The organism is Dickeya zeae NCPPB 2538 (assembly GCF_000406165.1).
In the GTDB taxonomy this organism is placed as follows: Bacteria; Pseudomonadota; Gammaproteobacteria; order Enterobacterales; family Enterobacteriaceae; genus Dickeya; species Dickeya zeae.
Genome location: NZ_CM001977.1, coordinates 1036366 through 1049715 on the forward strand (window position 1 = coordinate 1036366; position 13350 = coordinate 1049715).

Annotated in this window: 9 protein-coding genes; 6 read left to right on the forward strand and 3 right to left on the reverse strand. The window is 54.6% G+C overall.

Annotated elements, in window-relative coordinates; all coding sequences use genetic code 11:
* Positions 1-201 precede the first annotated feature (201 nt).
* From DZE2538_RS04680 to DZE2538_RS04700, 5 genes are all read left to right on the forward strand, one after another.
* A complete protein-coding gene (locus DZE2538_RS04680) occupies positions 202-1302 on the forward strand; it encodes a 5-methyltetrahydropteroyltriglutamate--homocysteine S-methyltransferase (RefSeq protein WP_038915718.1) in 1101 nt (366 codons plus the stop codon).
* 306 nt (positions 1303-1608) lie between these two features.
* The gene (locus tag DZE2538_RS04685) at positions 1609-2655 is read left to right on the forward strand and encodes an asparaginase (protein ID WP_019844682.1); all 1047 of its coding nucleotides are present in this window, start codon (positions 1609-1611) and stop codon (positions 2653-2655) included.
* A 363-nt stretch (positions 2656-3018) separates the two neighbouring features.
* Positions 3019-3540: a shikimate kinase AroL gene (aroL, locus tag DZE2538_RS04690; protein ID WP_019844680.1), complete on the forward strand. Its 522-nt coding sequence runs from the start codon at positions 3019-3021 to the stop codon at positions 3538-3540.
* A 35-nt stretch (positions 3541-3575) separates the two neighbouring features.
* Entirely contained in the window at positions 3576-3860 is a 285-nt protein-coding gene (gene ppnP, locus DZE2538_RS04695; protein WP_012770784.1) for a pyrimidine/purine nucleoside phosphorylase, read from the forward strand.
* Between the two features lie 480 nt (positions 3861-4340).
* Positions 4341-6131 carry a methyl-accepting chemotaxis protein gene (locus DZE2538_RS04700; RefSeq protein WP_019844679.1) on the forward strand — a complete coding sequence of 597 codons (1791 nt, stop codon included), beginning with the start codon at positions 4341-4343 and terminating at the stop codon, positions 6129-6131.
* Between the two features lie 51 nt (positions 6132-6182).
* Here the strand turns inward: DZE2538_RS04700 and rdgC are convergent, their stop codons facing one another.
* Positions 6183-7094: a recombination-associated protein RdgC gene (gene rdgC, locus DZE2538_RS04705; protein WP_019844678.1), complete on the reverse strand. Its 912-nt coding sequence runs from the start codon at positions 7092-7094 to the stop codon at positions 6183-6185.
* Between the two features lie 210 nt (positions 7095-7304).
* Between rdgC and mak the strand changes: the two genes are divergently transcribed.
* Complete coding sequence (gene mak / locus DZE2538_RS04710; protein WP_038915719.1) at positions 7305-8216, forward strand: fructokinase; 912 nt, start codon at positions 7305-7307, stop codon at positions 8214-8216.
* A gap of 66 nt (positions 8217-8282) precedes the next feature.
* On the opposite strand, the gene DZE2538_RS04715 is transcribed toward mak, so the two are convergent.
* Together DZE2538_RS04715 and sbcD are read right to left on the reverse strand one after the other, a co-directional pair.
* Entirely contained in the window at positions 8283-11966 is a 3684-nt protein-coding gene (locus DZE2538_RS04715) for an SbcC/MukB-like Walker B domain-containing protein (protein WP_038915720.1), read from the reverse strand.
* A complete protein-coding gene (gene sbcD / locus DZE2538_RS04720) occupies positions 11963-13195 on the reverse strand; it encodes an exonuclease subunit SbcD (RefSeq protein ID WP_023639138.1) in 1233 nt (410 codons plus the stop codon). Before sbcD ends, DZE2538_RS04715 begins: the two co-directional genes overlap by 4 nt.
* Between the last annotated feature and the right edge of the window lie 155 nt (positions 13196-13350).

Here is a 13350-nt window from a genome sequence, read left to right on the forward strand (position 1 = left end):
AATTAAATTTGTTATTTGTTATCAGTAAGTAATCAATGCGACAATCACCCGCTTTCATCTATTGACGCCGGTGGGCGGAGCGGTAACAGTTCGCCACCTTAATGATAATCTGAACAAACCAAAGCGCATTGAAGCGCTGACAGTGTTGTGTAAACCCTCGTATAAGCCAACAGTGTCGTGTAAACCAAAAGGACGCGTGAGATGCGCACAGTAAAAAAACCTTACCCGTCGTTTCATGCCGAACATGTAGGCAGTTTTGTGCTGCCGCTTCGTTTAAAGCAGGCTCGGCTGGCGTGGCGGCAAGGGCTCATGACCCGTGATCGGTTAACTGAAATCGAAAATGAAGAAGTGCTGAATGTGGTCGAGCGCCAGAAAGCGTGCGGTCTGCACGCGATTACCGACGGTGAACTGCGCGTTCGCAATGGCACTACCGATTTTTTCTCTTGTCTGGCAGGGGTCGACGTTGATGACGCCGTTTCCTCTGACGGTGATATGCCCCACCCATTGCGAATCGTGGGCAAACTTGATTTTGACGACAGCCATCCGTTTCTGACCCATTATCGTTTTTTGCATCAGGCGGTGGGCGAGGGTGGGGAAAACCTGGCGAAACAGACGCTACCCAGCCCGAATATGCTGATGTACCCGGCCATTCGCACCAATGAAGTTTATCCGTTACTGGATGCATTTTGCGATGATCTGGCCGCGGTGTATCGCAAAATTATCCAGGCGTTTTACCGCCAGGGTTGCCGTTATATCCAGCTCGACGATCTGTTTTGGGCTCGCCTGTGCGACAGCCAAATGATGGCGCGAGAAAATGCCGCCGGGTTTGAATTATCTGAGTTACTGGAGCGCTGCACCCGCACGTTGAATCAGGCACTGGCGCAACGTCCGCAGGATATGTTTATCAGCCTGCACATGTGTTGTCGTCGTTTTTCACCCAACTGGGTGCATGGCCGTGGTCGGGAAGTCATGGGGCATGCGATGGCGAACCTGTCGGTAGACAGCTTGTTTATCGAGTACGATGACCGCCGTCCGGTTGGGTTGGAACCGTTGCGCCAGGTGAGTAGCCAAAAGGTGGTGCTGGGTGTCATCGATTCCCATAGCGCTGAGCTGGATGCGCCACAATCAGTCAAGATGGCCATCAATACCGCATCGTTGTATGTACCGTTACAACAGTTAGCCATCAGCCCGAAGTGTGGCTTTGGGCACGGCGAGCAGGACGGGATCACGGAAGAACAGCAATGGGCCAAGCTGCGGCATATGGTGAATATCGCTCATAACGTCTGGACCTTGCCGGAATAGCCTGCCTGGTGAAACAGTTCTGTGATGTTGCGTCAGCGTTGATGGCATGCGCGTGACGCGGGTTCGTCAGCGGTTCGTCTCTCCCCCTGAAACGTGTTGGTTGAAAATAGTTAGGTCATTCAGTGATCTGGCTCTCCTGTTGATTATCAGGTGCTATACATAATTCTTATGGCACTGCAACATAACCGCCGATGCCAGTCCTGCAGACTGGCAGCTAATGCGTTTCACGAGAAAAAATGATCGGCTGGTGCCGGTGTTATGGCAAAACAGACCGATCATCCTCTGACCAAATAAAGAGAATCTGTTATGGAAAGATGGTTTAAATCTCTGTTTGTTCTGGTTTTATTTTTTGTTTTTACGGCGAGTGCGGCAGATAAGCTGCCCAATATCGTTATCCTGGCGACCGGCGGTACAATTGCCGGCTCAGCGGCAACGGGTACCCAAACCACGGGTTACAAGGCTGGCGCGCTTGGCGTGGATACGCTCATCAACGCTGTGCCTGAGGTGAAGAAACTGGCTAATGTGAAGGGGGAGCAATTCTCCAACATGGCCAGCGAAAACATGACCGGTGATGTGGTGCTCAAACTGAGCCAGCGTGTAAATGAACTGCTGGCACGGGATGATGTGGATGGTGTGGTGATCACCCACGGGACCGACACTGTGGAAGAGTCGGCTTACTTTCTTCATCTGACGGTAAAAAGTGACAAGCCGGTGGTGTTTGTCGCGGCGATGCGTCCGGCAACGGCCATCAGTGCTGACGGCCCGATGAACCTGCTGGAAGCGGTACGCGTGGCGGGTGACAAGCAGTCTCGCGGTCGTGGCGTAATGGTGGTGATCAATGATCGTATCGGCTCTGCCCGCTACATCACCAAGACCAACGCCTCTACGCTCGATACGTTCAAGGCGAATGAAGAAGGCTACCTGGGCGTCATCATTGGTAACCGCATTTACTACCAAAACCGTATCGACAAGCTGCATACCACCCGGTCTGTGTTCGACGTGCGTGGCCTGACCTCGCTGCCGAAAGTCGACATTCTTTATGGCTATCAGGATGACCCGGAATATCTGTATGACGCGGCTATCCAGCATGGCGTAAAAGGTATCGTCTATGCCGGTATGGGCGCGGGCTCAGTGTCGGTTCGCGGTATCGCCGGTATGCGCAAGGCGATGGAGAAAGGCGTTGTTGTGATCCGTTCTACCCGCACAGGCAATGGTATTGTGCCGCCGGATGAAGAGCTGCCAGGTCTGGTTTCTGACTCTCTTAACCCGGCACATGCGCGCATTCTGTTGATGCTGGCATTGACTCGCACTAGTGATCCGAAAGTCATTCAAGAGTATTTCCATACTTATTGATTGTCTTTGTGTTGATTGCCTTCGCGTCGATAGCTGTCGCGTTGATTAACGTCGCGTTGACGCGTGAGTGCTGTTTGATAGACGCAGGCCGCCTTTGGGCGGCCTTATTGTTGGTAACAGAACCATCAATAGCAGCCGATGTTTCATGGGAAGATTAGCCATGTCTGGTGTAAATCGTGGCGTGTTGTGCTGGATTTGTGCGGAAAGCTGGCGTGAAGTGGCTTTCCCCGTACCAGAGCCGTACGGAGGCTTTCTTAATGAGGATTATTGCCTGTATGATTCTGCTCTTGGTACGACAGGCGCTGGCTGACGGCAACGTTGCTGCGGGGAGCTGGCCTGAGAAAAAGAAGGACAGGTCGTGACATGACAGAACCCATTTTTATGGTCGGCGCCAGAGGGTGCGGAAAAACCACCGTCGGCCGTGAGCTGGCGCGGGCGCTTGGCTATGAGTTTGTCGATACGGATATTTTTATGCAACACACCAGCGGCATGACGGTGGCGGACGTGGTGGCAGCGGAAGGCTGGCCTGGGTTTCGTCGCCGGGAAAGTGAGGCTTTGCAGGCTGTCGCGACATCGAATCGCGTGGTGGCGACCGGCGGCGGCATGGTGTTGCTGGAGCAAAACCGCCAGTTTATGCGCACGCACGGAACGGTCGTTTATTTGTTCGCGCCAGCCCAGGAGCTGGCGTTACGTTTGCAGGCCAGCCCACAGGCACACCAGCGACCGACACTGACCGGGCGGCCTATCGCCGAGGAAATGGAGGCGGTGCTCCGTGAACGCGAAGCGTTGTATCAGGACGTGGCACACTATGTGGTCGATGCGACCCAACCGCCCGCCGCAATTGTCTGCGAATTGATGCAGACGCTGCGCTTGCCTGCGGCCTGACGGACAACTGATTTTTTAACAGAAGGGTTGGCATTATGCTGAATGTAAATGAGTATTTTGAAGGAAAAGTAAAATCCATCGGGTTTGACGGTAGCCGCATTGGCCGTGCCAGCGTCGGGGTGATGGAAGCAGGCGAATATACGTTTGGCACCGGCCAGGCGGAAGAAATGACGGTCGTCAGCGGTGCGTTGAATGTGTTGCTGCCGGGGGCACAGGAATGGCAGTTGTTCGAAGCTGGTGCGGTTTTCAACGTGCCAGAAAAAAGCGAATTTAAACTGAAAGTATCCGAGCCATCCTCTTATCTGTGCCGCTATCTGTAATCCCCACTCGTTTCCTTGCGTGATAATCGGCTGCCGTGACTGGCAGCCATTTTCTTTGCGCCAATCGTGTATTTTGCACATTCAGTATCGGTGTAATCTGCTGATCATTTTGTTGTCATATTTTCGTCGAAACGTTTTGCTATTTCGTTTTATAGTGATAGTGACGTTTGGTAATTATCAGAAAAACCGATGGTGATAGTGAGAATATATATTTGCCTATATTGTTGATTTGTTATTAATTGGAAAATTAATATTTTTTTCTTATAGAAAAAATTTCAGATAAGTCTGTAAATCTGGTATCAGCCATTGTATTTTCCTGTGAGGAGACCTTGCTTTGGACTCCGATGTCGTGAGTCCGCGTGATGGTAAGTGATACTTATGGCTGATGGTTTCCTTTTTTCTTCGAATGGAATGCCTCGTCACCAATGAGGCGATCGGTGTAGTTATCTAGGGAAGCATTTTAATAATAACGTGGTCATTATGCTCAAAACTATTCGCGCTCGAATTCTGGCCGTGTGTACGGCTATCATTGTGGTTGCTTTGGTAATTAATACGTTTTTAAATTACCGGGTAACCGATAAATATAACGATGAATCTATCAATAATCTGCTTGCTGCCGTAACCGCTGGTCATAGTCTGGCGATCAGTGATTGGGTAGCCTCTAAAAAACAAATTATTACTTCACTCAACGCCGTTGCGTTAACCAATGACGACCCCATCCCGGTCTTCAAACAGATGGCGGCCGCAGGCAGTTTCATCAATGTGTACATGGGGTATGCCAATCACACGGCGAAATTTTCAGACCCTGGCGGTATCCCGCCGACTTATGACCCGACCGTTCGCCCCTGGTATCAGCAGGCGGTGAGAGAAGGGAAGGCTGTCGCGACAGCACCTTATCTGGACATGGCAACCAATACCATCGTGGTGTCGTTTGTTGCTCCGGTACTGGATGGCGGTAGCGTCAAAGGTGTGCTGGGCAGTGATGTGACGATGGATAGCGTCATCGCCAACGTCAAAGCCATTCATCCGACACCGTCCAGCTACGGCATTCTGATTCAAGCCGATGGCACGATTATCGCCCACCCGGATGCCAAACTGACGCTGAAAAAGCTGACTGAGATAGCCCCACAGTTGAACCTGGCACAGGTGCTGAAATCCAGTAGCCCGGTACCACTGAATATCAGTGGACGTGACATGCTGGTGAGAACGCAGTCAGTAGCCGGTACCGACTGGTATGTGCTGGTGGCGCTGGATAAAGCGGAGGCCACGGCAGGGATGGGGTCGCTGTTGTGGACATCGGTTATCGCGCTGGTAATCATCAGTATTCTGGGTTCGGTGGTGCTGGGGCTGCTTATCAGCGCGTCGCTGCGTCGCCTGCTGCAGATTCGTGACGCCATGGACGACATCAGCCACGGCAATAACGACCTGACCCAGCGTCTGCCGGATGAAGGTCATGATGAGGTGTCGCAGATCGCCCGTTCGTTCAACAGCTTTGTCGATAAGCTCAGCATGATCATGCTGCAGATTCGCGATATCAGTGCGTCGCTGCAAATGGCGACCGATGAAGTGGCGACCGGCAACAATGATTTGGCCTCCCGTACCGAGGCTGCCGCTGCCAGCCTGCAACAGACTGCTGCCGCGTTGGAGCAGATTTCCGCCACCGTTACACAGTCGGCCGGTTCTGCCCAGCAGGTGAATGACCGGGCGCTGGCGCTGGCGAATGATGCCAGTGTTGGGGGCAAAGTGGTCTCTGAGGTCATCAATACCATGGAAGAGATTGAGGTGGCGTCCGGCAAGATTGGCGACATCATCGGGGTTATCGATGGTATCGCCTTCCAGACTAACATTCTGGCGCTGAATGCGGCGGTGGAAGCGGCCCGTGCGGGTGAGCAAGGTCGCGGTTTCGCGGTGGTGGCCGGTGAGGTGCGTAATCTGGCGCAGCGCAGTGCACAGGCGGCGAAAGAGATTAAGTCGTTGATCGAATCTACCGTTGATAGCGTGAATGTCGGCTCGCGTCAGGTTCGCCAGGCCGGAAACACCATGAATGAGATTGTCGGCGGTGTATCGTCGGTAACGACGGTCATGTCGGAAATCACGCATGCATCGGGAGAGCAGATGCGAGGGATTCAGGAGATCAACAAGGCGGTCGCACAACTGGATTCGATGGTGCAGCAGAATGCGGCTATGGTGCAGGAAGCGGCATCTGCGTTCGCGTCGTTGCAATCGCAATCTGAAGAACTGCACTCGTCCATCAGTCACTTCAAGCTGTAAATCAACAAGGCGCCGGGAAACCCGGCGCCAGAGGCCAACGGTGATGACCGGTCAACGTTGTGCCTCGCCCCCTAAGGCGTCGGTGAGGCTGGTTATCAATGCGGCAACTTCACCGGTCATCAGCGTAAAATCTGCATCAAAGCGTTGAGCCACGTCTTCCCGGTCGATATCGTCGTTTTGTTCACGCAGCGTATCAGCGAATTTCAGCCGTTTGAGCGAGCCATCATCCGCCAGCACCAGTTGGATACGCTCCTGCCAGTCCAGCGCCAGTTTGGTGACCACTTTGCCCGCTTCGATGTGGGTGGCTATCTCATCACTAACCAGTTCCTGCTTCTTACAGCGGATCACGCCGCCATCTTCCAGCACTGCTTTCAGCTCGGCTTCGTCTTGCAAGGTAAAACCGGCGGGCGTCTGACCGGAGCGGACCCATTCGGTCAACGTCAGTTCAATCGGGTTTTCCATCGTGAGTGGGACCACCGGCAGTGACCCCAACGTTTTACGCAGCAACGCCAGCGTATCTTCGGCTTTCTTGGCGCTGGCAGCATCTACCATAATCAGATGATTGACGGTGTCTATCCACAGCGAAATCTGGCTAAAACGACTGAAGGCGCGAGGCAACAGACTGTGCAGCACGTCGTCTTTCAGCGCGTCTTTTTCGGTTTTCTTCAGTTTGCGGTGCTGTTCGCCTTCCAGTTTGTCGATTCTGGCTTGCAGTGCCTGTTTGATGACGGGAGCCGGCAGAATTTTCTCTTCTTTGCGCGCACAGATCAGAATCTGACCATTAGTCACGTGCGTCAGGGCATCACCGTGAGGGCCCATCGGCGACACCCAGCCGGTTTTGGCCATATCCTGACTGCCGCAGGGGGTGAACGCGAAGGAGGCCAGCTGTGTCTCCATGGCATCCGCAGAGAGGCTGATATCGCGACTCAGGCGATAGATCATCACATTTTTAAACCACAGCATTTTTTTTCCCAGACTGGCGCGTCTCTGGCGTGCTTTCTCGTGATAACACGAAGCGAGTTTCAAGACGCGAGGGTTAATCGCAGCGGGCATAATAACGAATTGTGGTGAGAGGCGGTACGATTACGATAATGTCATCGTCAGTCAGACGTGAGTTCGGTAGACCATTATCGACATCTACCTAATGGGCTCGGTAGATAAACAGGAGACAACGTGCGAATAGGTATTGATTTGGGCGGCACCAAAATCGAGGTGATCGCGTTGACAAATGACGGTGAGGAGGCCTTTCGCCATCGTGTGGCGACGCCGCGCCACGATTATCGTCAAACCCTGCTTGCTATCGCCAACCTGGTAGAGATGGCGGAACAGGCCACCGGGCAAGGCGGCAGTGTGGGTATTGGTATTCCCGGGACATTGTCACCGGTAACTGGGCGGGTTAAAAACGCCAACTCGGTCTGGTTGAATCAGCAGCCGCTGGATCAGGATCTGGCGCAACTGTTGGGCCGACCGGTACGGGTGGCGAATGACGCCAACTGCTTTGCGGTATCCGAAGCGGTGGATGGTGCCGCGGCAGGAGCCAGTAAAGTGTTCGCGGTTATTATCGGTACCGGCTGTGGCGCGGGTATGGCGTTGGATGGCAGGGTACACAGTGGGCGCAATGGTGTCGCGGGTGAATGGGGTCATAACCCATTGCCGTGGATGGATGAGGATGAATGGCGCGACCAGCAGGCCATGCCCTGTTATTGCGGCCGTACCGGGTGTATCGAAACCTTTATTTCCGGGACTGGCTTTGGCATGGATTATCAACGTCTGAGCGGTCATGCGCGGCACGGTCATGAAATTATTGCGTTGGCTGAACAGGGCGACCAACTGGCGGAGCAGGCATTGCAGCGCTATGAACAGCGACTGGCGAAGTCGCTGGCGCACATCGTTAATGTGCTGGATCCCGATGTGATTGTGCTAGGTGGGGGAATGAGTAACGTGAAGCGGCTGTATGACACCGTCCCCGCACTGCTAAAACAATGGGTATTTGGTGGCGAGTGCGACACACCGGTTCGACAGGCGATGCACGGCGACTCCAGCGGTGTGCGCGGTGCAGCCTGGCTGTGGCCGCGAGAATCATAACCGAGCAAGATGACGATGACAGGGGACGTCGTCGACGTCCCCTGATGACTCATTTCACGGCATGACTCATTTTACTGCGTAGACGCTGTCGAGCTGGCTGATGCCGAGGCCGTTGCGCTTTTTGACCCGAATCTGCACCTGTATGCGCTCTTTCATCGCTTCCACATGGCTGATAACGCCGATGGTTTTGCCGGAGGCATTGAGGTTGTCCAGCACGTCCAGCGCGGTATCCAGCGTTTCGCCATCCAGTGTGCCGAACCCTTCATCAAGAAACAGCGAATCGATACGGGTTTTCGCGCTCACCAGGTCGGATAACGCCAGCGCCAGCGCCAGGCTGACCAGAAAACTTTCGCCGCCGGACAAGGTTCGGGTGTCGCGTACCGCGTCAGCCTGCCAGGTATCGACCACCTGCAACTCCAGCGTGTCAGACGCTTTGCGGTGCAACAGGTAGCGCCCATGCAGCCGCGAGAGCTGACGATTGGCCAGGAATACCAGGTGATCCAGCGTCAATCCTTGTGCGAAACGGCGGAATTTATCGCCTTTTTGCGAACCGATTAACTGATTGAGATAACCCCAGTCATCACACACGTGCTGACCACGTTCGATAGCCTCAAGTAACTGACGTTGCTTATCGCGGCGTTGCTGGTCACTGACCAGTTGCTGGCGTAACTCGCCTTGTCGTTCGGCTTCGACTTTTACCATATCGCCGAGTCCGGAAAGCAACTGGCGGATATCCCAGTCGTTGATGCCTTCCGGCATGGATTCTGGGCGTGACGCCAGATGGTTTTCCAGCGAGCTATTCGCCTGTTGCAGCAAAGCCTCTACCTGCTGCTGGCGCTGGTTCAGACGCTCTTTTAAGGTGACGAGCTGCTGGCGTTCCGTTTCATCCAACAAGGCCTGGCGAAACGCGGTTTCGTCATCGAACCCGGCCGCGGCCAGTTCTTCGGCAAACTGAGCCTGAAGCTGTTGTAACGCCGTATCGGCATGCTGGCTTTGTTGCTCCAGACTGTCGACTTCCCCGCTAAGACGGCTTTGCAGTGACTGGCCTTGTTGCCACTGCTGCTGTGCTTGCTGGCCTTCCTGCTCCAGTGTCTGGCTGACCTGCCGCAATTGCTTGAGCACGTCGTTGACCGCCTGATTGCCCATCAATTGCCAGCGTTGTTGCTGCGCCTGTTCCAGCGTGCGTTGGGTTTCAGTCAGTTGCAACTGGCCAGTTTTGATGGCGTTTTCGGTTTCTTCCAGCCGTCGCTGGCTGGCGATGATTTCCGCTTCCAGCGCGGCCAGTTGCGGCCGACACTGATTCTGTTCGTGCTCGTTTTCCTGCCAGCGTAACCATTCTGTCTGGCGTTGGCGTAACCATTCTTCCTGCTGTGCCAGTGTTGGTGCAGTCAACCCGAAGGTTTCCATCGTTTGGCTCAGGCTGTCGTGCAGGCGTGCCAATTCACGTTCGGTTTTATCCAGTAATAGCTGCTGTTCATCCCGTGATGCCTGCAACGCAGCCTGCTGCTGGCTGTTTAGCGCCAACTGCTGCACGGTTTGCGCCAGCAGTTGCTGGGCAGACGTGAGTAAATCCTTACTTTCCTGAATGTGGCGTTGGTTGCGCTCACGGCTGGCAATTTGCGCCTGCAGCGACTGTTCTTGTGCATCGCAGGATTCAATCCACTGGTGTAGCGTCGGCAATTGAAGTGGATCGAAGCTCACCAGTAAACGCTCACTCACCGACTGGCACTGTTGCCGCAGCGACTCGTAATCGCGCTGGACGCTCTCAAGCGCGTTTTGTTGCTGCTGGCGGTGCTGTTTTTGCAACTGAAGCTGGGTTTCGGTTTGCACGACGTTGGCTTTCAGCGTCTCGACGTCCTGACGCAGTGCGTGCAACCGAATCTGGGTTTCTGAGGGGCGCAACGCCTGATAAAGCTCCACCGCCGGGTGGTGGGTTGAACCGCACAGCGGACATTCTTTGCCCGGTTGCAATTGCTGGCGTTCTTTTTCCAGGCTAACGATGTGCAGTTCCAGTTCGTGGCGTTTATCGAGATCCGCCAGATGGCTGGCCTGATTTTGATAATCCCGACGTTGCTGCACTTGCAGTTCTTCCAGCGTTTGAATCCGTTGTAGCGTCTCTAGCTGTTGCGCTTCCAGTAGGGTGCGCTGGCTAATCAACCGTTGCAGTACCGCTGCGCTGGTAGCCAGTTGCTGACGCTCCGGGCGTTCCGCCATGCGTCGTGCCAACTGCTGGCGCAAGCCTGCCAGCGGGTGTTCCGCCTCCATCTGTTCATCCTGCTTCAGATGGTCATTCAGCAGTTGTTGGGCGCGCTCAGTGGCATTTTGCTGCGCCTGCTGTTTCTCAACCAGCGAAGCGCGCTGCTGGTCGAGGTATTCAGCCTGAATCTGCTGCTGTGCCACTTTTTCCTGCACGACGTGCAGGTCCTGCTGCCATTTATGCTGTTGCGGGAATTGCGCCTGCCACAGTGGAATATGGCTGCCCAGATACTGGTGACGGCTATGCTGCTGGCGATAGGTATCGATATCTTCCAGCCGTTGCCGCGTTTGTTCTTGCTGGCGCTGCAATCTGGCCAACGAGGTTATCAGCATTTTTTGCTGTTCAACCAGATTATCCAACGCTTGCTGTTGCTGGTTGCGCTGTGTTTGCAGAGTGGCGATGTGATGATCCAGCGGCAAAATCCGCTCGTTAATCAGTGTTTCTTGTTGCTGACGGTAGTCCGCATGTTGCTGGCGTGCAGACAGCGCTTTTTCCAGCTGTGTCTTCAACTGGTTCTGGGCTTCCTGCTGGCGGCTGATTTGCTGGCGCACGTTGGTCAACTGTTGGCTCAGCCGCTGTTTTTCCCGCTGCGCCCGCCCACGCTCGTCGAAGCGGGGACGTAGTTTTTCTGCGGGTTCGCCGCGCTCTAGTTTATCCAGTTGCGGTTGGGACTGTTGCTGTAATTGCTGTTGTGCGACGTGCTGTTGCTGTACGTGTTTTTGCGCCTGCTGGAGCTGTAATAGCGTGTCGTACCAGCGTTGATGCGCCAGGACTTCTTCCCGGTGTATCGACAGGGATTGCTCCTGCTGGCGGATAGCGTCCAGTTGTTGTTCCAGCGCCTGACGCTGCTCGTCACTCAGTAGTTCCAGCGTAGCGACCTTCGCCCGTAAGGTTTCCAACTGGGTTTGTGCTTCTTTGTGTTTCTCAAAGACGCGCTCGGAGATCAGCCCATAGATATCGGTACCGGTCAGTTCTTCAAGTAATTCTGCCCGTTGATTGGCATCGGCGTTGAGGAACGCGGCGAACTGCCCCTGAGATAACATCATTGATTTGGTGAATCGATCGAAATCCAGCCCGGTGAGGTCGGCTATCATCGTCAGCTTGTCGTTTACTTTGTCGGTCAGGATTTTGCCGTCGGCGCACAGTGCCAGCTCAACCTTGGGGGGCTGCAGATTGCCTTCCGGACTGTTGTGGGCGCGACGCTGGCTCCAGAACGCACGGTACGCGACGTTTTTTACCTCGAATTCCACCTCGGCCAGGCATTCGGCCGTGTGGCGGGTCATCAATTCGTTATGGCTGGGGCTGACTTTCAGGCGCGGCGTCTGATGGTAGAGCGCTAGACAGATGGCGTCCAGCAAGGTGGTTTTCCCGGCACCGGTCGGCCCGGTGATGGCGAAAAGGCTATTGCTGACAAACGGCTCGCGCGTGAAGTCGATTTTCCACTCGCCCTGCAATGAATTCAGGTTTTTCAGGCGCAGGCTAAGAATTTTCATGCGGACGTCTCCTGTCGCTGTGCGTCAATCTCCTGCATAACCCGATTGAACAATCCCTTTAGACGTTGCTGGCGCGCCTCATCCAGACCGTCTTCCAGCGCCAGTCGTCGTTCAAATACCTCAGCCGGTTGTAACTCATCCAGCGTCTCTTTTTCCAATTGCACCAGCATTTGTTGCTGCTGTTCCCGGGCACGACGCAGCAGGATCACGTCCACATTGAGTGGCTCGGTCAGTGCCTGAATATGTTGCTGGATATCGCTCAGGTAGTCCTGCGTGGCGATTTCAATATCCAGCCATACCGGTTTGTCGCCATGATAATCGCGAAACCCGGCCAGACGGCGTTCTATCTCCGGTAGGTTGCCTTTCACCAGTTGCATCGGCTGTTCGCTCGGTATCGTCAGCGCGGTGACTTCCTGCAATTTTCCCTGCTCAAAGTGCACCAGATAGACCGATTTCTCATGATTGAGCTCATCAAAACTCAGTGGGATCGGTGAGCCGCTGTAGCGGATGTGTTCACATTGCGCCACACGCTGTGGACGATGAATATGCCCAAGTGCGATGTAGTCAGCCGGTGGGAAAGCCTGTGCCGGGAAGGCATCCAGCGTGCCGATATAGATATCGCGCACGGAATCCGAGGTGGCGACGCCCACGGTGGTGAGGTGCCCGGTGAGTACAATCGGCAGTTCTTTCCCCAGTGCCGCACGCTGCTCGCAGGCGAGCTGGTAGCAGCGCTGATAATGGCTGGCGATTGCGTCCTGTAACGCCTGCTGTTTTTGCGCACCAGACTGCCCCGCCTGGCTGGTGAGCACATCGCGTGGACGCAGGAACGGAACAGCGCATAGCATCGCACCGGGCTCGCCGTCACGGTTATTCAGGATCCGTACCTGCTCATGGATATCGCCGTCAAAACCGGCGAACACCTGGGTATTCAGGCAGGCCAGCAACGCGCGGGATTCGTTCAGGGTCGCGACGGAGTCATGATTACCGCCGAGTACCACCAACTGGCAACCGGTACGCTGCAACGCCACCACAAACTGGTTATACATTTCTCGGGCATAGCTGGGCGGTGCGCCGTTGTCGAACACATCACCTGCTACTATTACTGCATCGGCCTGATATTGCTCAACCTGCTGCACCAGCCAGTGCAAAAAAGCCTGATGCTCAGGCGCACGGCTACGGGTATAAAAGTACTGACCGAGATGCCAGTCAGACGTATGAATAATTCGCATGAGACTCCCTGCAGGTGAGTGCAAACGAGATGTTGTTTTTGGCGGTGTTCAGACAACGGCACAAGGCGGGCACCGTAGTTAATGGCGAAACGCCGCGTCTTTATCATCGGCGATTATAGGCGTGCAGTTTAGGGCATGTCCCATAATATCTGTAT